At 54.4% G+C, this 24,012-nt stretch carries 24 protein-coding genes and 1 tRNA gene; 8 read left to right on the forward strand and 17 right to left on the reverse strand.

Features of this window, described 5'->3' with window-relative positions:
- Positions 1-10: 10 nt before the first annotated feature.
- The 5 genes from V3C20_RS04855 to V3C20_RS04875 form a co-directional block, all read right to left on the reverse strand.
- Positions 11-802, reverse strand: a complete 792-nt coding sequence (locus V3C20_RS04855) for a GYF domain-containing protein (RefSeq protein ID WP_130084071.1) — start codon at positions 800-802, stop codon at positions 11-13.
- A gap of 45 nt (positions 803-847) precedes the next feature.
- On the reverse strand, positions 848-1,621 hold the full coding sequence (locus V3C20_RS04860) for a hypothetical protein (RefSeq protein WP_130084070.1): 774 nt from the start codon (positions 1,619-1,621) through the stop codon (positions 848-850).
- 19 nt (positions 1,622-1,640) lie between these two features.
- Positions 1,641-2,753: an ankyrin repeat domain-containing protein gene (locus V3C20_RS04865; protein ID WP_161981351.1), complete on the reverse strand. Its 1,113-nt coding sequence runs from the start codon at positions 2,751-2,753 to the stop codon at positions 1,641-1,643.
- A gap of 69 nt (positions 2,754-2,822) precedes the next feature.
- Positions 2,823-3,275, reverse strand: coding sequence for a hypothetical protein (locus tag V3C20_RS04870; RefSeq protein ID WP_130084068.1), 453 nt, complete (start codon positions 3,273-3,275; stop codon positions 2,823-2,825).
- Between the two features lie 4 nt (positions 3,276-3,279).
- Positions 3,280-3,810, reverse strand: a complete 531-nt coding sequence (locus V3C20_RS04875) for a hypothetical protein (RefSeq protein WP_130084067.1) — start codon at positions 3,808-3,810, stop codon at positions 3,280-3,282.
- A gap of 139 nt (positions 3,811-3,949) precedes the next feature.
- Here V3C20_RS04875 and V3C20_RS04880 point away from each other — a divergent pair, with 139 nt between their 5' ends.
- Complete coding sequence (locus V3C20_RS04880) at positions 3,950-4,306, forward strand: hypothetical protein (protein ID WP_046437621.1); 357 nt, start codon at positions 3,950-3,952, stop codon at positions 4,304-4,306.
- Entirely contained in the window at positions 4,299-4,580 is a 282-nt protein-coding gene (locus tag V3C20_RS04885) for a hypothetical protein (RefSeq protein ID WP_130084066.1), read from the forward strand. The genes V3C20_RS04880 and V3C20_RS04885 overlap by 8 nt, the downstream gene beginning before the upstream one ends.
- A gap of 2 nt (positions 4,581-4,582) precedes the next feature.
- Here V3C20_RS04885 and V3C20_RS04890 read toward each other — a convergent pair whose 3' ends face one another.
- From V3C20_RS04890 to V3C20_RS04910, 5 genes are all read right to left on the reverse strand, one after another.
- Positions 4,583-4,750, reverse strand: a complete 168-nt coding sequence (locus V3C20_RS04890; RefSeq protein WP_153812560.1) for a hypothetical protein — start codon at positions 4,748-4,750, stop codon at positions 4,583-4,585.
- An 8-nt stretch (positions 4,751-4,758) separates the two neighbouring features.
- Positions 4,759-5,790 (reverse strand): alpha/beta fold hydrolase, encoded by a 1,032-nt coding sequence (locus V3C20_RS04895; RefSeq protein WP_130084065.1) that lies wholly within the window; start codon positions 5,788-5,790, stop codon positions 4,759-4,761.
- Positions 5,791-5,799: 9 nt separating this feature from the next.
- Positions 5,800-6,987, reverse strand: coding sequence for an aldo/keto reductase (locus V3C20_RS04900; RefSeq protein ID WP_161981350.1), 1,188 nt, complete (start codon positions 6,985-6,987; stop codon positions 5,800-5,802).
- 268 nt (positions 6,988-7,255) lie between these two features.
- Positions 7,256-8,845, reverse strand: a complete 1,590-nt coding sequence (locus V3C20_RS04905; RefSeq protein WP_130084064.1) for a carboxymuconolactone decarboxylase family protein — start codon at positions 8,843-8,845, stop codon at positions 7,256-7,258.
- A gap of 12 nt (positions 8,846-8,857) precedes the next feature.
- The gene (locus tag V3C20_RS04910; protein WP_130084063.1) at positions 8,858-9,064 is read right to left on the reverse strand and encodes a hypothetical protein; all 207 of its coding nucleotides are present in this window, start codon (positions 9,062-9,064) and stop codon (positions 8,858-8,860) included.
- Positions 9,065-9,383: 319 nt separating this feature from the next.
- On the opposite strand from V3C20_RS04910, the gene V3C20_RS04915 reads away from it, so the two are divergent.
- A complete protein-coding gene (locus tag V3C20_RS04915; protein ID WP_161981362.1) occupies positions 9,384-10,286 on the forward strand; it encodes a helix-turn-helix domain-containing protein in 903 nt (300 codons plus the stop codon).
- Between the two features lie 395 nt (positions 10,287-10,681).
- Here the strand turns inward: V3C20_RS04915 and V3C20_RS04920 are convergent, their stop codons facing one another.
- Entirely contained in the window at positions 10,682-11,476 is a 795-nt protein-coding gene (locus V3C20_RS04920; RefSeq protein ID WP_130084061.1) for a VWA domain-containing protein, read from the reverse strand.
- Between the two features lie 12 nt (positions 11,477-11,488).
- Entirely contained in the window at positions 11,489-12,715 is a 1,227-nt protein-coding gene (locus V3C20_RS04925) for a hypothetical protein (RefSeq protein ID WP_130084060.1), read from the reverse strand.
- Between the two features lie 6 nt (positions 12,716-12,721).
- Here V3C20_RS04925 and V3C20_RS04930 point away from each other — a divergent pair, with 6 nt between their 5' ends.
- Entirely contained in the window at positions 12,722-13,240 is a 519-nt protein-coding gene (locus V3C20_RS04930) for a hypothetical protein (protein WP_130084059.1), read from the forward strand.
- Between the two features lie 230 nt (positions 13,241-13,470).
- On the opposite strand, the gene V3C20_RS04935 is transcribed toward V3C20_RS04930, so the two are convergent.
- Positions 13,471-13,545 (reverse strand) — tRNA-Asn (locus V3C20_RS04935).
- A gap of 165 nt (positions 13,546-13,710) precedes the next feature.
- Between V3C20_RS04935 and leuB the strand changes: the two genes are divergently transcribed.
- The 4 genes from leuB to V3C20_RS04955 all read left to right on the forward strand — a co-directional run bounded on the left by leuB (position 13,711) and on the right by V3C20_RS04955 (position 18,548).
- Positions 13,711-14,820: a 3-isopropylmalate dehydrogenase gene (gene leuB, locus V3C20_RS04940; RefSeq protein WP_130084136.1), complete on the forward strand. Its 1,110-nt coding sequence runs from the start codon at positions 13,711-13,713 to the stop codon at positions 14,818-14,820.
- 131 nt (positions 14,821-14,951) lie between these two features.
- A complete protein-coding gene (locus V3C20_RS04945; protein ID WP_161981349.1) occupies positions 14,952-15,992 on the forward strand; it encodes an FAD-dependent oxidoreductase in 1,041 nt (346 codons plus the stop codon).
- Positions 15,993-16,075: 83 nt separating this feature from the next.
- A complete protein-coding gene (locus V3C20_RS04950) occupies positions 16,076-16,948 on the forward strand; it encodes a rhomboid family intramembrane serine protease (RefSeq protein ID WP_161981348.1) in 873 nt (290 codons plus the stop codon).
- A 73-nt stretch (positions 16,949-17,021) separates the two neighbouring features.
- Positions 17,022-18,548: a YifB family Mg chelatase-like AAA ATPase gene (locus V3C20_RS04955; RefSeq protein ID WP_130084056.1), complete on the forward strand. Its 1,527-nt coding sequence runs from the start codon at positions 17,022-17,024 to the stop codon at positions 18,546-18,548.
- Between the two features lie 133 nt (positions 18,549-18,681).
- Here V3C20_RS04955 and V3C20_RS04960 read toward each other — a convergent pair whose 3' ends face one another.
- From V3C20_RS04960 to V3C20_RS04975, 4 genes are all read right to left on the reverse strand, one after another.
- Positions 18,682-19,353, reverse strand: a complete 672-nt coding sequence (locus V3C20_RS04960; RefSeq protein ID WP_161981347.1) for a PEP-CTERM sorting domain-containing protein — start codon at positions 19,351-19,353, stop codon at positions 18,682-18,684.
- A gap of 465 nt (positions 19,354-19,818) precedes the next feature.
- The gene (locus tag V3C20_RS04965) at positions 19,819-21,108 is read right to left on the reverse strand and encodes an aminotransferase class I/II-fold pyridoxal phosphate-dependent enzyme (RefSeq protein WP_130084054.1); all 1,290 of its coding nucleotides are present in this window, start codon (positions 21,106-21,108) and stop codon (positions 19,819-19,821) included.
- A 558-nt stretch (positions 21,109-21,666) separates the two neighbouring features.
- The gene (locus V3C20_RS04970; RefSeq protein WP_130084053.1) at positions 21,667-22,914 is read right to left on the reverse strand and encodes a radical SAM protein; all 1,248 of its coding nucleotides are present in this window, start codon (positions 22,912-22,914) and stop codon (positions 21,667-21,669) included.
- On the reverse strand, positions 22,907-23,968 hold the full coding sequence (locus V3C20_RS04975; protein ID WP_130084052.1) for a radical SAM protein: 1,062 nt from the start codon (positions 23,966-23,968) through the stop codon (positions 22,907-22,909). The genes V3C20_RS04970 and V3C20_RS04975 overlap by 8 nt, the downstream gene beginning before the upstream one ends.
- Between the last annotated feature and the right edge of the window lie 44 nt (positions 23,969-24,012).

The raw sequence follows: 24,012 nt of genomic DNA on the forward strand, positions 1-24,012 counted from the left end.
TTGTCAGAGTTTACCAGCCGCTTCCCTGATAAGTGCCGTCATTGAAACGTCCCGAATTCCGGGATCGTGGTACTTCACCAGCTCCGCCACATTGCGGGCAAGGCATGCGGTATTGATTTGATTCCGTTCGATTCCAGAGAGCCCTTCCGCTGCCCGGCGTTACAACTCCGCTTCCTCCGCATTTTTTGCAGATCTCCATGGCATTGTTTTCGTAAAAGTTATTGGCCGCACGAATCATTTGTTGCAACTGATAGTCCGAATTGTCGCCCCCACCCATACTGTTCTGTATCCACGCATTTGATTCATACTGGGGAACAGCGGGCTTCTTCGCACCAACCGAAAGGATGATGATCACCAGCATCAGTCCAATAACACAGACAGTATAATGGTTTATTCCGTACGTTTGCCCTTTTACCTGTAATGCCCGCAATCCCCATCGATGGATCTGATTCAGAATTTCATGGTTCTGCATCCAATCTGACAAGGACCTGTATTCCTTTGCCGTCGATGCCTTCATTTCATCTGGAGAAAAGGATTTCTCATGTTGTTCCGCATGAGCAGACGATGTGTTCGAATGGGATGCCGTACCTTCTGAACCGGGATGTGGAGGAAGAGGCGGCAGCTTGGCGCTGGAAATAAACCATTCAAAGGCGTCTTCACAGGGGTGCCATTGATCCCATCCTTCTGTCCAGACGTAAGAACCGGGAGGAATAGTCCGCTGATGATAAAGGCCTTTTAGCTCGTCTTCAGAAAAAGGTCCTTCCTGTGTGCTGCCCGGTCGAACAAGGTAATAGGAAATCATAAGAATCAAAGGTGTAGATTCATGAATTAAACGAGAGAAAGCGCTTCAGAGGAATAATGGCAACAGTCCTCCCAAGATAAGTATTGAGACAAGCATGAGGCCCAGGATGGCAAAGGAACGTTTCCATGAGCATTGGAAATTCCGGGCGACTACAAGGATGACCAGGATTTCAACGAAGAGAAAGAGCCATGACTGATTCACCCAGTTGCCAAGCATATCGAAGATGGCCAGACCAACGCACCACGGGATCAATGTTTTCCGGTTTATTGTAGCATCCTTGGGAGAAAGCAGCACAATATACCCGTACAACAATAGACCGGAGATGATGCTGATGAGGAATGGAAACGCCTCCCCAGGAGAAGAACCTTCCACGGTTTTCATGAATGCGTAGTATTCATCCAGTTCTCTCTGTGCTCTCGTATCCCCGACATTAGCTTTCTGCTGTAAATGACCTATCGACCATTCATTGTTGCTCTGAGCCATAGCAAGCTGCTGGCGCAACGCATTAGCCTGGGCCGTATCTCCTTTTCCCTCAGCTTCAGCAATAGCATTTTCCATCCGTAGGACTCCTATAGCACATTCCTTGGCTGTAGTGGCTCCTCCCATGTACTGCTGGTAAAGCTGCTGTCCATATCTCTGATCAGCCTGCGCAATACCTTTCTCCATATCTTCAGCCAAACCAGACTTTTTCGGAGGAGAACCGGGCTCATCTTGAGAAAACGCCTCAGGAGTATAAAAAAGGAAGCAAAACCCCATCAGCAGAGCAGTAAGAATGCTCCTTTTTATCCCAAGTCTTTGTCTTTGGCGTACTGTATTCATTGTTATGTTTGTATTTGTGTTAATTGCCTCCCGGCAGGATTTTGCCTGCATGATAAGATGTGAAAAGAGTTAGAGCCAAAATACTGAAAAGAGTAACGTAAGAACGTCCCCAAGACCATTTAAAGTCGCAAGCAGTCCGAATTTCGACCAGAATTCCAAGGCTTATCATTAAGAATGAATACCACACTCCCCAAGGGAAATTGAGTGATCTGTCAAGGATTCCCCAGAACCTGAATTCATGGATAAAATACGGTATCCAGCCACCAAATGTTAAATTGCAGCACATGTCAGCTACTGCTATCCCGGCACTCCATAGAATAAGTCTTTTGTATCCACCATTTTTCCCGACAGCTGAAAACACGGCAATAACTACAAACATTACCACTCCCAGAATTATGCTGTACAAAAGGCTTATCCATAGCCAGTCTCCTCTGGCGCCTGCTCTTTTCAATATCTTCACGATATTATCGTGATCTTTATCCAAAGCCAATTTGAGGGCAGTCTTGCCAAATTCATTTTGTGCTTCTAGATGAGCTCCCGCATCAATCAGTATTCGGACTACTTGTTCATGGTCGTTGGCCGAAGCTATCATCAGGGGAGTTGTTTCTTCGAATCCTTTGACATTAATGTCGGCTCCTGCATGAATAAGCATCTTTACAATTTCAGCATGACCTTTGGCCGAAGCTGCCAGAAGAGAAGTGATTTCATGTCCGCTACTTGTTGCGTTAACATCTGCCCCTGCCAGAATCAACATCTGAACGATGGTATCATATCCCCATGTGGCGGCCAGCATGAGAGCTGTTGTACCTTTTGCATCTTTCGCATGAACATCTGCCCCGGCATCAATCAGTATCCTGGCAATTCTATCATGTCCTCCCATCGAAGCCCATATAAGGAATGTTCTGCCTCCCTGGTCTCTGGCGTTAATATCAGCGCCTTCCTGTATCAGTCTTAGAACCTCTTTGTCCTGGCCTTTCGATACAGCAAGATACATGAACCTGGACAATTCATCGATCGTGTAGTGAGGGCCCAAAGTGTCTCCCCATCCTTCATTAACTCTTATATCCCCGCCTCCGCTGTATATCTGTGAGGAAGCATTGTAGGTACTGCAGAGACACAACAAGGCTGCCATCAGAATAATGACCCGGGGAAGCCGAATTTTTCGTCTGTGGACTCCTGTTCCCATTATCCTTTATCGCGTTTATATCTCTACACCCAAAATCACTGCTGCCAGAATTCCCCCGACAAGAGAAATCCCCATACTGATGCCTAATACCCCGAATGATTTGCCCAGTGTGAAATTCAGAACTTTATGAGCAACCAGGACAATGGCCGCCAATTCCAGCAAAGCAAGAAAACCGGAGTCTATCACGGCAAGGATGAGATCAACCACGGCGAATACAATGGCAATCGTCTTGAAGTCCTTGATTGCCGCCGGTTCTTTATGCTCGGACAACCAGTAGAGCGCCAGGAAGATCGAATAACCAAACAATCCGGAGCAAATCAACGTAAACAGAATCTCCCTGCCGGGTTCTGTTTTGCTAAGCTCCCGAGCGCTCTTACTGACAAGGATGGCGCAGGAGGACAATAGGGAGGTAGTTACAATGGCCAATCCAGTCGCTAACCCGATTTTATATATTTCATTTCTCTTCATGTGATTATATGTCGTTGGTTATTGATTGCAGAATATGCCTCTTAACCCGCTTCCAGTTGCGGCAGGCCAACGTTCGAATCCCGGAATCCGACTGGCTGATCAGGATGCCATGCACTGCCTGCTCCCGTTCCAGAACGGTGCGGCGTTCCTTCTCGGTGAGAGTACCGGGATGAACGACCTCGACGATCACAGGCGTCATCTTCCCGTCGGGGAAACAAACCATGCACCGGTGCTCTACCGTTTCCATCCCGTCCGGCCAGGTAATGACTCCGGCGCTTTGCACCTCCTTCAGGGAATGCCATTGAAACCCTTCCGATGAATCATTCCCATGGCAATCCGGATGACGGCAGTCCGCGCAGCGGTACCCCAGCGGCTCTCCGCATAAATCGTCCACCAGAACCTTGTGTCCGACAGCCAGCCCGCCCTGCCGGTCGGCCTCCAGATTCTGGACGACATAACGGTGCATGGCCCGTTCGACGAGCATCAGTTGATGGCCTCCGCATCGGGGACAGGTGAACTGGATGATACTTTTCATTGCTGGCATCTCGTTTACATTGCCTGTATATCTCCTTTTTACGATTTTAGTCAACCTGAAAATCTCAATTTAATCTCAAAAATAGGGATGTTATATAACCGTATTGCCATTCCTGAGCGATAGTGCTACATTTCGAAACATGGCGGGAGTGAATCAGGATGAGCTGAAAATGAATGTCAAGCTGTGGCTCAAGGCCAACGGTTTCGACTACGCATGGCTCGCCGAACGATGTTTCGTGACGGAAGCGACCGTCCGCAACTGGATGGCGAAAAAGCCCATTCCCGCCGCCAAGGAACACATCATCCGGGAACTCATCAAGCAGCTCCCGTTGACCCTTCCGAGCCGGGTGCAGGTAGAAGAGGAAACGCTGATTACCCTGAAGCTTGATCCGGATACCCGCAAGGTTCTTGAGAAAAAAGCCTTCTCCCAGGGTAAGACCCTGAAGGAGTTCCTGGCCGACGAAGTGCCGAGGCTCGGCAATCCCCCGCTTGCCTGATTGTATGGATGCCTCCGGCTTCGCATTGCCTCCGGGAACTCTGCTGGGCAATTACAAGTTGCTCAAGGCGCTGGGCCAGGGAGGCTTCGGCATCACCTACATCGCCTGGGACAGCCAGCTCAGGCGCAACATTGTTCTCAAGGAATGCTTTCCTCTGGGATTGTGCAGCCGGGATTCGGATACCAGCGCCATCATCTCCCCTTCCACACGCAAGCAGGATGGAAGCGGGAAAAAAGGAACGATGAAGTCTCTTCGCTCCCTTGGTGAATTGTGAGGCTAAATGATTAGTGTGCCCTTGCGGCGCGGGCTTCCAGTCAATACAATGATGATCATTTTTCCTGCTTTCTTGTTGGGAAGGCCAGCGGCTTCCGCCAAGTCCAGTTTTGACAGGAGTTCTGCCCCGGCGGCCATGTCGGCTGTTTTGATAAAATCTCTTCTGTCCATGGAGTGTTTCAATCCAGCTTTTTCTCGTGGAGCCACTGGGAAAGATGGTCAGCCACTTCCACGTTGTTCAGGTCAGAGAAGGGGAAGTGCGTATTGCCATGCAGTCCTATCTCCGGCAGGTGGATGACCGTCGCGTCACCGCCGTGCTTGTTGATCAGAGCCACCCACTTGCGCATCAAGTGGAGACGGCGCGTCCATTCGTAGAGTTCGGGGCGTTCGTTCGTATAGGGCAGATTATCACCATAATAGATGATGATGGGGATTCGGGTGAACAGCATGAATGTCTCCATCGGCACTTCCATCGCCTCCGTCCTGCCGGAAAGCGTGATGTTCCGGCCTTCCTCCGGTACCATCCCCTTGGGGAACGGCACGTCGCATCCCGGTTCGTAGGCTATGATGGCACGGATGTTCTTCGTCTTCGGCAGCGTCCGCCAGCCCACGCCGCCGCCCTGCGAGTGGGTAACAAACACCGCCGGGCCTATCTTGTCGAACAGTGCGGCGTATGCTTCGGCATACACGTTGAGGTCGGTCGTGCCGATGGTCGGTGTCATCTGACGGAAAAACTGGTCGAGCGTTTCCGGGGTATGGCTGAACTGCACGCCCTCAAAGTAGTCCGGCCAGATGCCGATGCGGAAGCGGTTGAACCATATTTCTTCATCGAAAGCAGGAGTAATAGTGGCGATTTCCGTACTGCGCCCGGCATTGCCACGTCGGGGCTGGTCTACAAGATAAGTGGAAAACCCTCTTCGCAGGAAGATATTCTGGAACCCCTCGCGTCCGTCAGGAGTGGTCTCCCACGTCTTGGAGAACTGCCCCACGCCGTGGGCAAAGACGAGCGGATATTTCCGTGCATTCACGGGTTTCTGGTAGAATACGTAGGCATGGTCTCCATGATAGGTGTGTCCTGCCGAATCTTTCAGTACCGTACCACCTACGGCGAAGCTACCTTGCTCGTCGATGGACAATGCACCGCTGTTCTGCGAACAGGAGGTTGATAGCAACAATACCGCACTTATACAGGTAATGATGATGTTCTTCATGGATGCGATTTATTTCTGTACTTTCGATTCCTGCAAAGCATCGTAACGGCTGCCTACCACGGGGATAGCGGCAACAGCGTTTTCAATTTCCGTCATCTCTTCCGCCGTGAAGCGTATATCGCAGGCCCGCAGGTTTTCTTCGAGGTGCGATAGCTTGGTCGTGCCGGGGATAGGGACGATGAACGGACGCTTGTTCATCAGCCATGCCAATGCAGTTTGTGCTGCGGTGATGCCGCGTGTCCTGCCAAAGGCATTCAGCACCTCTACGATACGCATATTGGCACGGATGGCATCGGGCTGGAAGCGCGGCAAAGTCTGGCGGTTGTCATTCGTCGTATCGAACTGCGTGTATTCGTTGATGTTCCCGCCAAGGAACCCACGGTTTAGCGGACTGTAAGGCACAAAACCGATGCCCAGCTCTTCGCACGCGGCAAGTACGCCGTTCTCCTCTACCATGCGGTGCATGAGGTGGTATTCGCTTTGAATTGCTGTCACGGGGCAGACGCGGTGGGCGCGTCCGATTGTGTCGGCATTCACCTCGCACATGCCCCAGTGCAGGATCTTCCCCTCTTTTATCAGTTCTGCGCATGTCTCCGCCACCGCCTCGATGGGGGTATTCGGGTCGCTGCGGTGCTGGTAGAACATGCCGAGCGTTTCCACACCTAGGTTGCGCAGTGAGTTTTCGCACACGCGGCGGATGTTCTGCGGCGTACTATCTTCTTCGGTCTTTACCTGCACGCCGTTCACGAACTTATGACCGAACTTGGAAGATACGAACACGCGGTTGGTGTAGCCTTTCAACGCCTTGCCTGTTAGGATTTCGTTCTTGTGATAGCCGTAACTTTCAGCCGTATCGAACAGTGTTACCCCCCGTTCGATGGCTTCATGCAGCAACCGGATGCAAGCAGCTTCATCGGGCGATTGGCTGCGGTGGTGGTTCAGTCCCATGCAGCCGAACCCCATCGACGATACACGGAATGCCGCACTGCCGTGACCCAATGTGCGGAAACCGCGGACTGCCGCCATGCCCGCTTCATTTGACGTTTTACTCGCCGCGGCCGATTTGCCCGAGATACCCCTTTCCGAGGCTGTTGCCTTTTCCAGTATAGGCGTCAGGCAAATCGCCGTGCCTGCCAATACGCTTTTTCTCAGGAACCCGCGGCGTCTGATGCCATTATGATTGTGTTCTTGTATCATTGTTTGTTTTTCTTTTATGGTTTACTTATCTTGCTACCGTTTTTGGCCTGTTCTTTCTGTTCGTTGATGGCTGCCATAACTGCGCTTGTTCCTGCTTTGGCGAATGTCTGCGCACATGTCAGTCCGATACCTGCGGCAGAATCCCGTTACCATTACCACTTTTCCCTTCATTGTTTCCATTGTATTTATTTCTAATTAGTTATTTATCTGGTGCAAAGTTACGCAAAGTCTTACAACTGTTGTTTGTTTATATGTTGTACAGTTTACTTTATTTCAGATGTTCATTGAAGAACTCCGTGAGTTTATCAAACGGAATTTTTCCTCTTTGGTCGTACAAGTCCACATGGTTGGCTCCGGACACGATACAGAGTTCCTTTGGTTCGTTTGCCAGTTTGTAAGCATCCTCGCTGAAATAGCGCGAATGGGCATTCTCCCCGGCGATGAAGAGGACGGGGCGCGGAGAAATCTCTTTGATTTGAGCAAACGGGTAAAAGTTGCTCAGTGCCGCCTGGCTCGTGAAACGCGTGCCTTGATAACGGGGATGCTGCCCACGCTGTGGATTGCGGTAATAGTCGAAAAACTCCCGCTGCACGGCGTTGGCGTTCTCCGGCAGTTGCTCCGGCGTGCCGAAACGGATGCGAGGTTCTGTTCCTTCCGCCTCACGCCAACGTTGCGCCGCCACTTCGGCAAACATCGCTTTCCGTTGATCGTCGGTCATGCTGTCGCCAAGCCCCCTGCGCGTGGCGCGTCCCATGTCATACATGCTGACCGTTGCCAACGCCTTGATACGAGGGTCGATGGAAGCGGCGCATACCGAAAAGCCCCCACTGCCACAGATACCGATGACGCCGATACGCCCCCTGTCCACGAAAGGTTGTATGCCGAGCCAGTCCACTGATGCACTGAAGTCCTCCACCAATGCGTCAGGTGATACGGCGTGGCGAGGTTCGCCACCGCTCTCTCCCTGATAGGAAGCATCGAATGCCAACGTGACGAAGCCCCGTGCTGCCATTTCCTGTGCATAGAGACCGGAGCACTGCTCCTTGACCGCCCCATAGGGATGTCCCACGATAATGGCGGGGTATTTTGCGTCCGTATTCATATCAGCCGGCATATAGAGGTCGGCGGCAAGTCGGATTCCGTAGCTGTTCGTATAGAACACCTTACGAACCGTCACGCGACTGTCGGCAGCAAAGGTCTTGGGCGGTTCGGGTTTCCACTCCGAGGCACGAACAAGCGTCACCGCCTCGTCAATCTGCGCTTCGGTCAGACCATTGTGCTTACCGTGGGCGATGTGGGTTTTCAGTTCGTTCCCCACGCCGTCCATCGCGGCAAGCGAGGCGATGGTTGCCAGTTCGCGCGTCTTCCAGTCGAGGTTGTCGCGCCCGAAGATGTCACCGAACAGGTGTGCCTTGAGGTATTGGTCGAGTACGGGGGCAAACGTCAACACGGCTCCCTGCGCATCGCGCCCGAACAGTTTGCGCTGGTTGGCGGCTCCGTAATCCACTCCACGGCTTACTTCCTGCGAGGTGGGCAGAGAGCCCTCGGTATCCTCTATGCCCTGTGTCTTACGCTGCTGCAACACGTCCATGAACGTGACTAACCCTCCCATGCTGCGCGGAAATCCTGCATAGGCATAGAGTTGAACAAGCACTTCCTTGATTTCATTCACGGTCAGCCCTGCATTCAGCCCGGCTGTCAGCGCCACGACCAGTCCCTCTTTGTCGCCTTTGGCGGCGCTACCGCTGATGGCTACTATCTGCCTTTCTTTCAAACTCAACATGTTTTTAGTGTTTTGGGCTAGCACCCCACTCATGCCGAACAACGAGCAAACGAGAGTTATCAATAACGTTTTCATATCCTTTGCCTTTTACTTCATCGTACTCATAATCACGTAACGAAACTGCACCTTGCCCTGCTGCACGTGGTGGCAGACTTTGTCAATAATGGCGCAGTCCACCTCTGGTGCATTAAGTGTGAATCCCTTTGCCGGAATACGCCCGTTCTGTTGTTCCTGTGCGCCAACCATGCAGAACAGGGACTGGGCCATGAATAAAATGCTTTTTGTTCTCATCATGTTTATCTGTTATTTGTAATTGTTTGTCACTGCTTGCAAGGATACGGCGGATTTTCCGTGGTGCCCAGACCTCAACCACAGATAGAATTACCAAATTCATCGATTCTGTCTTCGATGACATCCTTTGCCTGCGGAAATGGTAAAATGGTCTGCGATTCAGGTTATACCGTTCCGCATGGGGCGGTGCAGGAAGTAATGGTTACGGGAAGCATTCCGCCGCATTGCGCAGCGGTGAAATGCCTGCAAAATCATCAATTTGACAAATGAGTATGCCAAAATATAATGATATTTCCTATACACCGCTTAAATGGCATAAATGATGAGAGAAATAACAAGGATTGACACGGTTCAGCAATACTGTGATTTGTTTGGTATCGAGGCGTCGCATCCGCTGATAAGCGTTGTAAACTGCTATGAAATGCCCCCGATAAAACATTCCAAGCGACTGTACAACGTGTACGCCGTGTTGTTGAAAGACACCGACTGTGGCTTGATGCAGTACGGTCGTAGCCTGTACGACTACGAAAAAGGCACGGTGTTGTTTGCCGCTCCCGGTCAGGTAATGGGAGCCGACGATGACGGCAACTTGCATAAGCCTGCCGGGTGGGCGTTGGTGTTCCACCCCCAACTATTGCGAGGTACGCCGCTTGCCCGATTGACGAAGGACTATACCTATTTTTCATATAATGCCAACGAAGCCCTGCATCTGTCCGAACACGAACAGGATATCTTTATCGGCAGCATCAGCAGGCTGCGCGATGAACTTGTCTACCCGATAGACAAATACAGCCGTTCGCTCATCATCGACAACGTGAAGCTATTGCTCGACCAGTGTATCCGCTTCTATGACCGCCAGTTCATTACGCGTGAGAATGTGAATAACGACCTCTTGGCACGCTTTGAGGCTCTTCTCGATGATTATTACAATTCGCGCCAACCTTTGTTCGAGGGCATCCCCACCGTGCAGTGGTGCGCCAGCAAACTCGGCCTTTCTACTAATTATTTCAGTGACTTGGTGAAGAAGGGAACCGGGCAATCCGCCATCAAGCACATTCAGCAAAAGACGTTGGATATTGCCAAGGAGAGCATTGTCGCGACAAACAAGAGTCTCAGCCAGATTTCCGACGAGATGGGCTTCCAATACCCACAGCATTTTACGCGATGGTTCAAGAAGATGGAAGGCTGTACGCCAAATGAATACCGCAACGGCATCGTAGGATAACGTCGGACTGAAAATAAAAAAAGTGGCGTGGAGCAAACGCCTCTCTCATATACTCATTCCTCGCGTACGCTTGGCTTTCATCTTCTGTCGGCAGATGAGTCATACCTTGTCTTCTTTTCGATCAATCCATATTGCAATCCGAATAACGGCAGTCATTCTGGAACAACAAGCCCAATGGAGCATAGCAAAACCGGCATGCATGCAAAGCTCAAAGCTCACATCATCCGACGACTTTCATCAAAAGGCATTGCTCCCATGGGAACATTTTTTGAAATAGCCATTCGTGCCATTTCAAGAAAACGCATAAACTTGAAATAGTGGAGATAACACCATTCATGTTGTGGGCTATCTAAAAGAAAGCCCTCCATTCGGAAGACTTCCTGATGTTGCCAGTCCTACACCTGCCACACATCCTCCGGGAACGGAGTCAACGATACCCCGTCGCCCGGCACGGACATGCTGACCATATGGACGCTACGGCTCAGCCATGCAAACAATTCCGGGAACTTCTGTTCATTGATTTGCATGGGCGGGCGCCCCGGGCTGATGCAGGAGAGTTCCGACAAGTCAGCGCGGCCGATACCGAAGACAAACACACTGAGCTTGCGGGCAGCCGAGAGTTCCTTCAATCGTCCCCCCAGATCCCTGTGCCGGGTGCTGGTAGGCACTCCGTCCGTCATCACGACGAGCCAGGGCTGGTAGTATTCCACCCCGTGTTCCCGGTAGGTACGCTTGCGAATGTCGAGTTCAGTCAAAGCCAGTTCAACGGCTTCGCCAAGGAGAGTTTCATTCTCCTGCGATGTGGTGATTCTAAGATCAACGTCAGATTCCCGGATCGGGCCGAATTCTTTCACCGTGGTCGTTGTCCGGGCGAATGTGATCACTGCTACATCGGCGGCCAGCTTCGCCAGAGGATCGGCGAGAATGTTCCTGACGAACCGCTGAAGCCCGACGTTGAGCTCGTCCATCCGGGTGACGATATTGTCTCCCGTGACGATATTCCAGTTGATCCCGTCAGAATACTCCTGACGGAGGACTTGTTGATGGTCGCCCCGGACAATACCGTTCATACTGCTGCTGGCATCCATCAGAAAGAGAACGGGAAGCCGGGCGTTGGCGTTGTTGCCGAACTCGCGCATGGCGGCGAGCTGTTCCTGTTTGTTTGGTTGTGTCGATGATGATATAGACATGGTTTATTCAAGTTAATGGTTGGTGGTTGGATTCCGGGTTGCCTGATTCAATGCGCTACGACGCCGTATGCAGAGCTTGCATAAAGATTTGGCATGAGATTGCCGTAAACGCCGTGCGGCATCGTCAGGAGTCTCCCGGAAGAGAATCCCGCAGTCTGTACAGATGTTGGATGTCATCTGTACCAGCAGACTTCGGGGTGGGCAGGGACGGTCGTACAGAAGATCCCGGTACATGGGATGATCCCTTCCGCCTCCCGGCTCCATATCCCTGAGGTATTGCAGCAAACAACGCGCCAGATACCCCGGCATGACGCGTGGACGCAAATCGCGACGCTGGACACAGGTAAGATTGTGACCGAGAGCATCGCGGAGCTTGCGGGGGAGATACGACCAGACATAGCGCCCGGGCGTATCGGGCGGATAGAATCCCGCAGGCGGTTTGTACGAAGCAAACGGGTACGGCAGCACGCCCTTCCTGGCGGCTTCCCGCATCTCTCCTTCTCCCCCTTGCCGGGCAAAGGGAGACAGGCCGAGCGTCAGCGTCATGAAGAGCAGGACGGACAGGGCGTAGGCATCGTGACTGCGGGTGCGGAGGAAGTCTCCGTAGTTACCTCTAAGTTCCGGTGCCCGGAACCGTTCCGTGCCGACGGAACAGGGATAGTCCTCGACCTGAAAACTGTCGGCATCCACCCAGCAGATGGAGCCATCGGGAGAAACCAGCACATTGCCGGGATGCAGATCGCCCAGGACGACACCGTAACGGTGCAGAGTATGGATAGCTTCTGATAAGTTCAGGCATAGCCCGGTCAGATCGTAACGGCTCCATGACGGGAGCTGTTTCTTCAACAGTTCTGCATGAAACGCGAACGCCCCGAGCGGAACACCGTCCGCCCGGGGCATCAGCACGCCGACAAAGCGCCGCAGTTCGTCGTACAGGATCTCACGCGGCCACGCCACGCACGGGGAACGAATGGGGCGGGAACACATCAGCCGAAGCTTCTGCTTGCGCCAACGCATCCGTTGGTTCGGATGGTACAGCTTGGCAACGAGTGGCGATCCTAATGCCGAATGGGCAACAAGGACCGATCCTTCACCGCCTTCCGCAATGGGTTTTCCCAGAACGATTCGTTTCCCACGGTCTGAGAACAGAACATCTCCGGTCGAGTACTTCCTGCCATTGCCGCAGAGTTCTTCATCCAGCCGCCTCACCTGATGGTGGAGTGCATAGAATGGAGTCATGAGTACATGACGGCAGGTAATAAGCCGTCATATATAGATGACGCGGTCAACAGCGTTATTTCATCGTTTTCGCAGCCTGAAAAAGGCATCCCAGAAATGCCATATATACTTGTTATGAGTATATTATATCATTCACAACAATGTCCTCCTATTATTGCCTGCATTCTTTCAATTGAATGTTCCGGACTAATAGGAGATGCCCCTTACGCTTATGTGGAAATGCAGAATCTGCATATGGATTCCCTTTCATCCGTCCGATTGAAAGTCATCCTTCTTGATTCTCTTCCACTTTTAAGAGGAAAGAATTCTGGTAGGATACTCCGTAAGCAGGGCAGCCTTCTTCTTGACAGCCCTTTATCAAAACGTGACCTCAAGAAGTTGGTCTCTCCTGGGCAAGTAGAACATGCCGTGCTGAAAGTCAGTCACAAGAAAATCATATTAACGGCACGAAGTGTACGTGGGGATGATTCCTACTGGGGAGACCTCACCTATGCCCTTAGTCAGAAATATTTCCCTGACCACTGATTTCAGGGAATCACATCAACATCATCGCAGGGGTAACTCTACGGTGATGTTTTTTATCTGCTACCAGACTACTGAATAGAAATGGTATCTATTGTCAGAAAATAGTCAGAAAAATATATTCCTTTTTGTACCGTTTTAGGCGTTTTTCAGGGTAGTGAACAGATATGGAAAAAGGCTGAAACAGGCAAAAGAAAAGAGCCTCAATCCTTTCGGAATGAGGCTCTTATTAGTGGCTCCCCCGGTTGGGCTCGAACCAACGACCTAGTGATTAACAGTCACCCGCTCTACCGCTGAGCTACAGGGGAGTTTGCGTTCCGTAGAGCGCGGAGGGGTTTTTAGCGGAGACTCAGGCGTTTGGCAAGTACTTTTTTGTTCCTGCACGCTTTTTGACGCAAAAAGGCCTTCGCACCGCAGGCATGGCAACGGTGCTTCTTGACCTTTGGGGAGAGAACGCTCAGTCTGTCAGCGACATGAGTGAACATCACCATCATATTGCTGTTCTGGCCGGCGACGGCATCGGGCCCGAGGTTATGGCGGAGGCCCTGAAGGTTCTGGACGCCGTGAGCGCCAAGTTTGGATTTACCGTGAGCCGCAAGGAGGCTTTCGTGGGCGGCGCGGGCATCGACCATTGCGGCAAGGCCCTTCCCGAGGAGACCATCCGCGCCTGTGAAGAGGCGGATGCCGTTTTGTTCGGTTCCGTGGGCGGTCCCAAGTGGGAACACCTGCCCGCCAATGAACAGCCGGAACGCGGCGCCCTGCTGCCGCTGAGAAAGCATTTTGGCCTGTATGCCAATTTGCGTCCCGGCGTTTGTCTCCCCGCCCTGACGCATGCTTCTCCTATCAAGAACGAGCTGATTGAAGGCGGCTTTGACATTTTGTGCGTGCGGGAGTTGACGGGAGGACTTTATTTCGGCCAGCCGCGTTTCCGCGAACAGGAAGGAGACGACGAAGTCGTCGTGGATACGATGCGCTACCACAAGAGCGAGATGGTGCGCATTGCCAAAGTGGCCTTCGAGGCAGCCCGCGGCCGCCGCAAGCGCGTCACCAGCGTGGACAAGGCGAACGTCCTGACCAATTCCCTCCTGTGGCGTGAAACGATGACGGAGGTCGCCAGGGATTATCCGGACGTGGAGCTGCTCCACATGTACGTGGATAATGCCGCCATGCAGCTGGTGCGCAATCCCCGCCAGTTCGACGTGCTGGTTACGGAGAATCTGTTCGGTGATATTCTTTCCGACGAGATGGCCATGATTTGCGGCTCCCTGGGGATGCTGCCCAGCGCAAGCCTTTGCCAGGGCGCCGAGGATAACGGGCTGTTTTTCGGCCTGTATGAGCCTTCTGGCGGCTCCGCTCCGGATATTGCCGGCAAGGGCATCGCCAATCCGATCGCCCAGATTCTTTCCCTGTCCATGCTTCTCCGCTATTCCCTCGGAGAAAAGGAGGCGGCGGACGCGATTGATTCCGCCGTCCGCAGCGTGATTGACCAGGGTTACCGCACGGGTGACCTGGCTACGGGCGCCGCCGGGGAAATCCGCGTGAATACCGCGGAGATGGGGAACGCCATCGTGGCGGCCCTGTAAATGCCCCTTTTACCGTTCGCAGGCGCTTCATGCACCTGCGGACCTTTTCCCTTCCCGGAAGAGAATGGAGTACTATCACCTTTCTTTTCCATTTATTCCGGCTTATGTCCGGTTCCTTTTCACAGCAAGTCATGAAAGTTCTTATCATCGGCCAGGGTATTGCCGGCAGTTGCCTGGCATGGGAGCTGAAACGGCGCGGAGCGGATTTTACGATTGCCGACCGTCCCATTGCGGAAACGGCATCCCGCGTAGCCGCCGGACTGGTGAATCCGCTGACAGGCCGCGCCTTCCGGCCCGGGTGGCGGCAGGAGGAGTGTCTTTCCGCCCTTTCCTCCTTTTACCCGGAAACCGAGCGGGAACTGGGAGGTTCATGGTGGCAGAAGACTCCCATTTTCCGGGAGCTGGAAACGGAGGATCAGCTTGAGATATGGCAGGAACGCCAGACGGCCCCGGAGTCCTGCTCTTACGCCGGTCCCCTGTTTCCGTGGCCGGAGCACTGGGAGGGCAAAGGGCAGGCGGCCTACACGCGCGGTTCCGGCGTCCTGCATGTGGAAACGATGGTGAATGCCATGCGCCGCTTTTTCTCGGAAGAGGGCCGGTTTGTAGAAGCGGAGGTGGCTCCCGACGATATTCAGCCGGGTGCAGACGGCTTTTTTCACTGGTGCGGGGACTCTTTTTCACATATTGTGTGGTGCACTGGCTGGGAGGCCGGAATGCATCCGGACATGGCCCCCCTGAAGGGCAGGCCATCCAAGGGAACGATTCTGGATCTGGAGCTGAAGGATCTGGAATGGCACGCCGGCATTCTGCATTTCGGGCACTGGCTGGTTTACAACGGATTTTTCTGGCGGTTCGGCGCCACGTACGCCTGGTCCTGGGATGCCCCGGGCGTTCCGGAAGCGCCAGCCGTCCAGGAACTGATGCTGGACATGGTTAAACGCTATTCCGGGGAAATGAACGTTATCCGCGCCCGTGCCGCTGTTCGTCCCATCATCCGGCGCAGCCAGCCCGTAGCCGGACCCATTCCCGGTTTGGAAAAGCAGTTCGTCTTTTCCGGGCTGGGAAGCAAGGGTGTTACGACATCCCCCTGGACTGCGGCGCAACTGGCGGAACACCTGGTTCACGGAGCGGTACTGCCTCCGGACCTGCTCCCCGCCGCTCTGTGGAAGTAGTATTCCCTCTTTCCGGCCTACCTTGAACGGGACATGCATTTTCCTTGTCAAAGCGCCCTGAACACGTTTACATGCGGTCTTATATGCGAGCAGAGCAGGAAAATTGGGGAAATACGGTGAAGGAGCGCCTGTTCGACCAGCGCGGCGCCGTTGTCGTGCACTGGCTGATCCTGCTCAATGTGGTCATTTTTTTCCTCGGGTTCTTTTTCCAGGTAGAAGTTCCGCGGGATATTTACCCGCCGGGGCGCCTGGACCTTGTGCAGCTGTATGGGGCCTACAGCGAGTACATGTGTTTTCACGAGGGGGAATTGTGGCGCCTGTTCACCTACCAGTTTCTGCACGCCAATCTGGGCCATATCCTGTTCAACATGATCGCCCTGTGGTTTTTCGGCCCCGTGGTGGAAGAACGTTTCGGGCATTTGCGCTTCCTGCTGTATTACCTGTTCTGCGGCGTGGCGGCGGCTCTGTTTTCCTCCCTGCTGGGTTACATGGGCTTTTTTGACCCGGAATGGCGCTTTATCCCGATGGTGGGCGCTTCCGGCTCCATTTACGGCATCATGGCCGCCTGCGCCGTGCTTTTCCCCCATGCCCGGGTCCAGCTTCTGTTCCCCCCCGTGAACCTGAGCGTACGCCAGTTTGCGCTGGTCGTGCTGGGTATTGCCTGTGCCGTGGTAATTTTCCAGTGGAATAATGCAGGCGGCGAAGCCGGCCACCTGGGCGGCATGCTGGCCGGGTTTATTTTAACGCTGCTGATCTTGCTGAAGGAGAAGCTCTCTTCTCCACGCCCCGTTTCCTATAGTCGCCGCCCCGCTCCGTGGTCTTCCCGCTCCGCTGAAAGGGAACCCTACCCTACGGAAGCAGAAGTGAATGAAGTGATGGACAAGATTTCCCGTTCCGGCCTGTCCAGCCTGACGGAGAGAGAAAGGGAAATCCTCAAGCGCGCCTCCCAGCGCTGAAGGTTTTATTGGTTTTATCCATATTTAATTTCATTTTTCTTTCTTTCTTTTCGTTCCTGCCTAAGATGCAGGCATGATGACACGGTTATATTCCTCCACCGTCCTGGGCGTGGAAGGCGTAGAAGTGGAGGTGGAAGTGGATTTCCGCCCCATGGCGGAAAAACGCACATTCATCGTGGGTCTGCCGGATACGGCCGTCAAGGAGAGCGGGCAACGCGTGGAAACGGCCATTCAGAACAGCGGATTGCCTTTTCAGCAGGGGATTTTCGTGGTGAACCTGGCTCCCGCGGATTTGAAGAAACAGGGACCCGGTTTCGATCTTCCCATTGCCCTGGGAATGATCGCCGGAGCGGCGGAGAAGCCTCTTGACGCTTCTCTCTGGTGCATCATCGGAGAGTTGGCTCTGGATGGAACCGTGCGCCCGGTGCAGGGTATCCTGCCGCAGGTGATCGAAGCGCGGCGCATGGGCAGGAAACGCATCATGCTACCCCATGCCAATGCCTATGAGGCAGCACCCGTTCACGGTGTGGAAATTTTTCCCGTTTCCACTTTACAGGAAGCCTGGCAATTACTGACGTCCTCCGCACTGCCTGCACCTTTTACGGCACCACAGAAAGCCGGGGACATCTCCGAAGCCAATGTCGATTTCGACGAGATCAAGGGGCAGGCTTACGCGCGCCGCGCCATGGAGATTGCGGCAGCGGGCGCCCACAATATACTGCTCAGCGGTTCTCCGGGGTCCGGCAAGTCCATGCTGGCTCAAAGGCTCCCGACCATTCTGCCGCCTCTGAACCGGGAAGAAGCTCTGGAAACCAGCAAGGTCCATTCCGTATGCGGCCTGCTGAAACGCGGAAACGGCCTGGTAACACAGCGGCCATTCCGTGCTCCGCACCACACCATTTCCGATGCAGGCCTGATGGGAGGGGGCAACAATATCACGCCCGGAGAGGTGTCTCTCGCCCATAACGGAGTGCTGTTCCTGGACGAGCTGCCAGAGTTCCGTCGTGCGACGCTGGAAACGCTGCGGCAGCCTCTGGAGTCCGGCCACGCCATCATTTCCCGCGCCTCCGGGACCATGACTTTTCCGTGCCGTTTCATGCTGGCGGCAGCCATGAATCCGTGCCCCTGCGGCTATTTGGGCGACCGGCGAAGAACCTGCACCTGTTCCCCGGCCCAAATAGCGCGTTACCGTCAGAAGATTTCAGGCCCCCTTCTCGACCGGTTCGATCTTTTGATGGAGGTTCCCGCCGTAGATCCCGCCATGCTGGCGGCGGCTCCTTCCGGCGAATGCTCCGCCAGCATCCGGGAACGTGTCGTGGCCGCGCGGGAACGCCAGCAGAAAAGATATGCGGGTACCTCAATCCGCAATAACGCCGCTCTTTCCGGAAAAGCCCTGCACAAGCATTGCCGCCTGCGGTCGGAGGGACAGGCCATTCTGCTGCGCGCGGTAGAGGAACTGGCCCTTTCCGCACGGGCGTACGACCGTATTCTGAAAGTGGCCCGCACCATAGCAGATCTGGCGGACAGCTCGGAAATCCAGGATCACCATTTGTATGAAGCCGTCCAGTACCGGGCCTTTGAACGCTCCCTCCGGGAATGACCTCATCCCGGAAAACGCGCGGCCTTTAGAATATCACGTTTCGTTCCATTCCAAAGGATAGCCTCTCCCGGACAGAGAGAGGAAAAAGGGATGGCTTCCAGACAGTTTTCTTCCCGATGGGCACGCTTGCTGCTCACCGGCTCCGATGGCGCCGGATAACCAATGCTCCCAGACCAAGCAGACCTAGAGAGACGGTAGCCGGTTCCGGAACAACTTCATAGGCTACCTGAATGTTGGTGAGCGTGTAGGGGGAGGTAGCGCTACCCGCACCGCCGCGTACCCCGGCAACCAGCTTGTACCCTTCACCCCACGTCAGTGGAGAATCCGCCATGTTCAAGGAAACGGACGTGGTTCTTGACGTGGAATCAAAGGTGAAGCCTTGCACGGTGGAAAGGTTCTGGACAAGCGTTCCGGAAGAGTCATAAACCGCCAAAACCATGGTGTAGCTGGTGATGACGGAGGTAGGCGTATCACAGGAAAAGACGATGGAGGAAACAAGGTCTCCCTGTTGGGGTCCGCCCAACACCATGGCAAAGGAATCGCCCGCCACTCCGCTTCTGCCGCAAAGGATGATGGAGCCGATATTATCATTGTTGATCCAGGTTCCCTCTCCGTTCTGGGGCCAGTTGCCCAAGCTGTTGTTGTTGCCTCCCGCATAGACCCCGATTTCACGGTTTTTTACCTTGTTCAGCAGTTGTTCTCCTGTTTGCGGCGCCATCGTCGCAGTTTGCGACAGATTGGCGGATTCAGGCAGTTCGGCAATGATGGTAGCGGCATTTGCAGTCACCACGCTGGCACAACTCATTAATAAAGCACAATATCTACTTTTCATAAGTCCCACATCGTAATAAATTTATTATGGCATGTCAATTTACAATTGCGAAGAAAAGCAGTTGAAATTTCCACCTTTTCTGAAATCACTCACATCCTGTTGAAACTGAAAAAACGAGCCCTTTCCGAGGAAGCTCCATCTCTGTCTTTCTCTGTACAACGTCATTAAAATCCGTTTTTTACGTAAAAACAAACGTTCCAACAAAGAGAAGATGAAATTATTGCCCCTTCATGACTTTCTGCAAGATTTTACAAGAGGCACCAGCCTTCATTGCCATAGGTCCGTTTCTTGCAGCGGGATGGATGCTCCGGTTATTTTTCCAGGCTCGCCCTTCAACGTTCCTCCGACATCCTGCCCGCCTCATCCATCACAGATGCAAAAACAGCCGTTCCGGACATCTCCACGGAACGGCTGCATGTACAGGAAGGCAAGACAGATTTAACGGATGGCTTCCAGAGCCTGCCTGAGGTCGGCAATAATGTCTTCCACCGCTTCCGTGCCTACGGAGAAACGGATGAGGTCCGGCCTGACTCCTGCTTCCATCAACTGTTCGTCCGTCAACTGGCGGTGCGTGTGGCTGGCGGGATGGAGCACGCAGGTACGGGAGTCCGCCACATGAGTAACAATGGCGGCCAGTTTCAAACTGTCCATGAATTTGATGGCCCGTTCGCGGCCACCCTTGATGCCGAATGTCACCACCCCGCAGGACTGGCCGCCGCGGAACTGTTTTTGGGCCAGGTCATGGTACTTGTTGGAAGGCAGGCCAGGATAGTTGATCCAGGCCACGTCTTCCTGTTTCTGCAGGAATTCGGCCACTTTCTGCGCGTTTTCGCAATGGCGCGGAACGCGCAAGTGGAGGGTTTCCAATCCCAGGTTGAGCAGAAAGGCATTTTGCGGAGACTGGATGGAACCCAGGTCGCGCATGAGCTGGACGGTCGCCTTGGTGATGTAAGCGCCCTTGCCGAAGCTTTTACTGTAGGAAAGACCGTGATAGGACGGGTCCGGGTCCGTCAATCCGGGGAATTTGTCCCTGTGGGCTTCCCAGTCAAAGTTGCCGCTGTCCACGATGGCGCCGCCCACGGCGGCGGCATGGCCATCCATGTATTTGGTGGTGGAATGGGTGACAATGTCCGCACCCCATTCAAAGGGACGGCAGTTGATGGGCGTGGTGAACGTATTGTCCACGATGAGGGGCACGCCGTGGGCATGGGCGATGTCCGCAAATTTACGGATGTCCAGCACGCAGAGCGTCGGGTTGGAGACGGTTTCCGCAAACAGGGCTTTCGTGTTGGGACGGATCGCTTTGCCAATTTCTTCCGCCGGGGCGTCCTGGTCCACGAAGGTGACTTCTATGCCCATTTTCCGGAACGTAACGGCGAAGAGATTGTACGTTCCCCCATAAATGGAAGCGGCGCTGACAATGTGGTCGCCGACCTCGCAGATGTTGAAGACGGCAAAGAAGGAGGCAGCCTGGCCGGAGGAAGTGAGAATGGCAGCCACGCCGCCTTCCAGGTCAGCTATTTTCCTGGCTACTGCCTCGTTGGTGGGGTTTTGCAGTCGCGTGTAGAAGAAACCAGGTTCCTCCAGATCAAACAGCTTGGCCATCTGTTCGCTGGTTTCATATTTGAATGTCGTGCTCTGGTAAATGGGAAGCACGCGGGGTTCGCCTTTTTTCGGCGTCCAGCCCGCCTGCACGCACAGGGTTTCCGGTCTCAATTCCTGATTCATGATGCAGGGATGCTATGCGATGCCCCCATCCTTGTAAAGCAGGGAAAAAAAGGACGGGAAGGCGGTGGTTCCAAATGGGCCGGGGAACAAAATATTGCGATTGCTCAGGAACGTCCCGCGGAGTGTTTTTACTGGAGTTTCCCTCCTCCGCCGGACATTGGGTGCATTTATTGAGAAGAAATTTCCACGGTGAATTGTTACGCCGGCGCCTTCTCCGCCGGAGTGGAGAGAAGTGTTTCATTCATCAGGGACAGAACACCGGATTCCCGGAAAACAGAGCCGCAAGGCCACTTTTGCCTGATTGTCTGTAGTGTTTCACGAAGACTGTCTTTTTGCCGAAAATTGGGACTGGAACGGATCCGCCCGTTCCGGAGGCTTTACACTACGCAACTGTCAACCGGAGAATTCCCGGGTTTCCCTGCCTTCAAGGCCATTTCCTTTTCACAACGGAATATTTTCTTCCATGCAGAACGTTTTCTGCGGTGAAAAATTGTTTTCCGTCCATGTTTCAGGGGGGAAGGAGCATATGCCGCTCCGCCCCTGCCGGAACCAATAGGATTATTTGATTTCCGGAAGCGGAGTGGAGATTTCTTCTTCCGTCAGATAACAGCCGGGGTCGGAACCGTACCAGTGCCCGTTGGCAAAAGCGGCTCGCGTGCGGAATCCGCCGCCGCACAGGGCAAAGTGGACGCAGCGGCCACAACGGCCTTCTATTTTTTTCTGCCGTTCCAGCGGGTCGTCGGAACCGCGCAATTCGGGCAGCATTTCCGCCGCGGCTCCCGCCTTGGCGTCCCACAAGTCGGAGAACAGGTTATTTTTCACGTTGCCGAGCGTCACGGACTGCCAGAACTGGTCCGGATGCACCATGCCCTGCGTGTCGATGTTGGCAATGCCGCGGCCGGAACTGTTCGCTCCGCCGCCGTTCCATTGAAGCAGTTTCAACGTTTCCTCCGCCAGAGGGGAACCTTCCCGGAGCTGGCGCAGCAGCAGATAAATGCCGTCCGCAGGCTGGGTAACGGTAAGCACTTCCCGGTTTTTGCCTTCCGCCTTCCATTCTTCCACTCGGGCAATGAGGGTGTCCATGGCATGGCGGGCTTCCTGCCGGGTAAGCGTTTGCACTTCCACGCCGCGGCCGGTAGGCACCAGATGGTAGAAGCAGACGCGCTGAATGTCGTTGGCGTCAATGAAGTCCAGAATCTGCTCCATGCATTGCACGTTGTTGCGGGTCAGGGTCAGGCGCAGGCCCGTTTTCTGGCCCACGTCGCTGCACAGCTTGAACCCCCGCACCGCCTGGTCAAAGGAGCCTTCCACCCCGCGGAATTGGTCATGAACGGCGCCGATGCCGTCCAGGGAGATGCCCACATACGCCACACCCAGTTCCTTGAACCGCGCGGCAGATTCCGGCGTGATGCGGGTGCCGTTCGTGGAGATGGTGACTTTCAGCCCTTTTCCCGTGGCCCGTTCCAGCAGGTCCATGAAACGGGGATGTACCAGGGGCTCCCCGCCGGAGAACAGGAGGGCGTTTACCTTGTAGTCCGCCAGATCGTCAATGACGGTACAGCATTGGTCCCAGTCCAGTTCTCCGTCAAATTTCCGGGCGGACGCGTCCGCATAGCAATGAACGCATTTGAGGTTGCAGGTACGGGTGATGTTCCATACCACAATGGGCTTGCGGACGCGGGAAGAGGCGGGAGCGCAGGATTCCACGGCTCCCCCGGCGGAACGGCCGTGCCCGTGGCCCTGGCCGTATCTCAAATGGTCCGCGGGCTGTTCCGCCCCTGTCCAAAGTCTGGTGATGTTAATCATGGTGTTGTGAAAGCCTGGGTTGATAGGGGCAGAGGTTGTCCTCCGCCATCATGTCTCCGTACACGGCGTATGCCCGGGAGCGGGAACCGCCGCAAATGGTGCGGTATTCGCAGCGGCCGCATTTGCCCAGCAGCGCGTTGTCATCCCGAAGCTTGAGGAAGAGGGGGTGCGTGCGGTACACTTCGCCCACGTCGTCCGTGCGGACATTGCCCGCCGTGATGGGGAGGAAGCCGGAGGGCTGGATGTCACCGATGTGGGAGATGAACATGATGCCCTTTCCGTCGCGCGTGGGAATGGCGCGCCGCGCCGGCGTGGCTCCCTGAGCACGTGCCTCCTGAAGGGCCACCCGGCGGTAATGGTGCCCTTCCGTGGTCTTGACGCCGAAGGAGACTTCCCGGCTGACCTCGCTGAGTTTTTTCCAGACGGCTTCCACCTGCTCCGCAGCAGGCATTTCATCCATTGCCGCCCGGCCCGTAGGAACAAGCAGGAAGACGCTCCACATGCCCGGCTGCATTTTTTTCATCAGCTCTACAAAGTCGTCGAACTCACCCAGCGTGCTCCTGGTAATGGTGGTGTTGATCTGGAGGTGCATGCCCGCCTCCTTGGCCATTTCCGCCGCGCGGAGGGTCCGTTCATACGTGTGCGGCACGCCCCGGAAGGCGTCATGCGTGGCTTCATGGGCGCCGTCCAGGCTCAGGGACATGCTTTGCACCCCCGCCTCTTTCAACGCATGAAAGTCCGCGTGCACCAGCCTGGCCGTGGCGGCAGGGCTCAAGGCCACATGCAGCCCCTTGTCCGCCGCCGCGCGGATCAGTTCCAGAATATCAGGCCTCATGATGGGGTCCCCTCCCGTCAGCACGAGCATGGGCGGCCGGAGTTCCGCCAGCCGATCAATCAGCCGCAAGGCTTCTTCATGGTCCAGTTCATCAGGATGCGGACGCGGCTGGGCCACGGCCCTGCAATGTTTGCACGCAAGGGCGCAAGCGCGCGTCACCTCCCAGAAAACCAGAAAGGGACGTTCATTGAGATCTGTTTCACTAAAAGTCGGTCGCATTCCTCAGGACTGCCACTTTAGAACAATTATTATCTTTGACCAGC

It is taken from the genome of Akkermansia sp. RCC_12PD (genome assembly GCF_036417355.1).
GTDB lineage: Bacteria > Verrucomicrobiota > Verrucomicrobiia > Verrucomicrobiales > Akkermansiaceae > Akkermansia.

Coding starts and splice junctions, on each gene's coding strand:
- V3C20_RS04880 (WP_046437621.1), top strand. CDS start 3,950: ATGGCGGGAGTGAATCAGGATGAGCTGAAAATGAATGTCAAGCTGTGG.
- V3C20_RS04950 (WP_161981348.1), top strand. CDS start 16,076: ATGCGAGCAGAGCAGGAAAATTGGGGAAATACGGTGAAGGAGCGCCTG.
- V3C20_RS04900 (WP_161981350.1), bottom strand. CDS start 6,987: ATGATACAAGAACACAATCATAATGGCATCAGACGCCGCGGGTTCCTG.
- V3C20_RS04970 (WP_130084053.1), bottom strand. CDS start 22,914: ATGATTAACATCACCAGACTTTGGACAGGGGCGGAACAGCCCGCGGAC.
- V3C20_RS04890 (WP_153812560.1), bottom strand. CDS start 4,750: ATGGACAGAAGAGATTTTATCAAAACAGCCGACATGGCCGCCGGGGCA.
- V3C20_RS04945 (WP_161981349.1), top strand. CDS start 14,952: ATGAAAGTTCTTATCATCGGCCAGGGTATTGCCGGCAGTTGCCTGGCA.
- V3C20_RS04965 (WP_130084054.1), bottom strand. CDS start 21,108: ATGAATCAGGAATTGAGACCGGAAACCCTGTGCGTGCAGGCGGGCTGG.
- leuB (WP_130084136.1), top strand. CDS start 13,711: ATGAGTGAACATCACCATCATATTGCTGTTCTGGCCGGCGACGGCATC.
- V3C20_RS04860 (WP_130084070.1), bottom strand. CDS start 1,621: ATGAATACAGTACGCCAAAGACAAAGACTTGGGATAAAAAGGAGCATT.
- V3C20_RS04920 (WP_130084061.1), bottom strand. CDS start 11,476: ATGTCTATATCATCATCGACACAACCAAACAAACAGGAACAGCTCGCC.
- V3C20_RS04975 (WP_130084052.1), bottom strand. CDS start 23,968: ATGCGACCGACTTTTAGTGAAACAGATCTCAATGAACGTCCCTTTCTG.
- V3C20_RS04925 (WP_130084060.1), bottom strand. CDS start 12,715: ATGACTCCATTCTATGCACTCCACCATCAGGTGAGGCGGCTGGATGAA.
- V3C20_RS04960 (WP_161981347.1), bottom strand. CDS start 19,353: ATGAGTTGTGCCAGCGTGGTGACTGCAAATGCCGCTACCATCATTGCC.
- V3C20_RS04870 (WP_130084068.1), bottom strand. CDS start 3,275: ATGAAGAGAAATGAAATATATAAAATCGGGTTAGCGACTGGATTGGCC.
- V3C20_RS04855 (WP_130084071.1), bottom strand. CDS start 802: ATGATTTCCTATTACCTTGTTCGACCGGGCAGCACACAGGAAGGACCT.
- V3C20_RS04910 (WP_130084063.1), bottom strand. CDS start 9,064: ATGATGAGAACAAAAAGCATTTTATTCATGGCCCAGTCCCTGTTCTGC.
- V3C20_RS04930 (WP_130084059.1), top strand. CDS start 12,722: ATGACGGCAGGTAATAAGCCGTCATATATAGATGACGCGGTCAACAGC.
- V3C20_RS04865 (WP_161981351.1), bottom strand. CDS start 2,753: ATGGCAGCCTTGTTGTGTCTCTGCAGTACCTACAATGCTTCCTCACAG.
- V3C20_RS04895 (WP_130084065.1), bottom strand. CDS start 5,790: ATGAAGAACATCATCATTACCTGTATAAGTGCGGTATTGTTGCTATCA.
- V3C20_RS04955 (WP_130084056.1), top strand. CDS start 17,022: ATGATGACACGGTTATATTCCTCCACCGTCCTGGGCGTGGAAGGCGTA.
- V3C20_RS04875 (WP_130084067.1), bottom strand. CDS start 3,810: ATGAAAAGTATCATCCAGTTCACCTGTCCCCGATGCGGAGGCCATCAA.
- V3C20_RS04915 (WP_161981362.1), top strand. CDS start 9,384: ATGAGAGAAATAACAAGGATTGACACGGTTCAGCAATACTGTGATTTG.
- V3C20_RS04905 (WP_130084064.1), bottom strand. CDS start 8,845: ATGAAAACGTTATTGATAACTCTCGTTTGCTCGTTGTTCGGCATGAGT.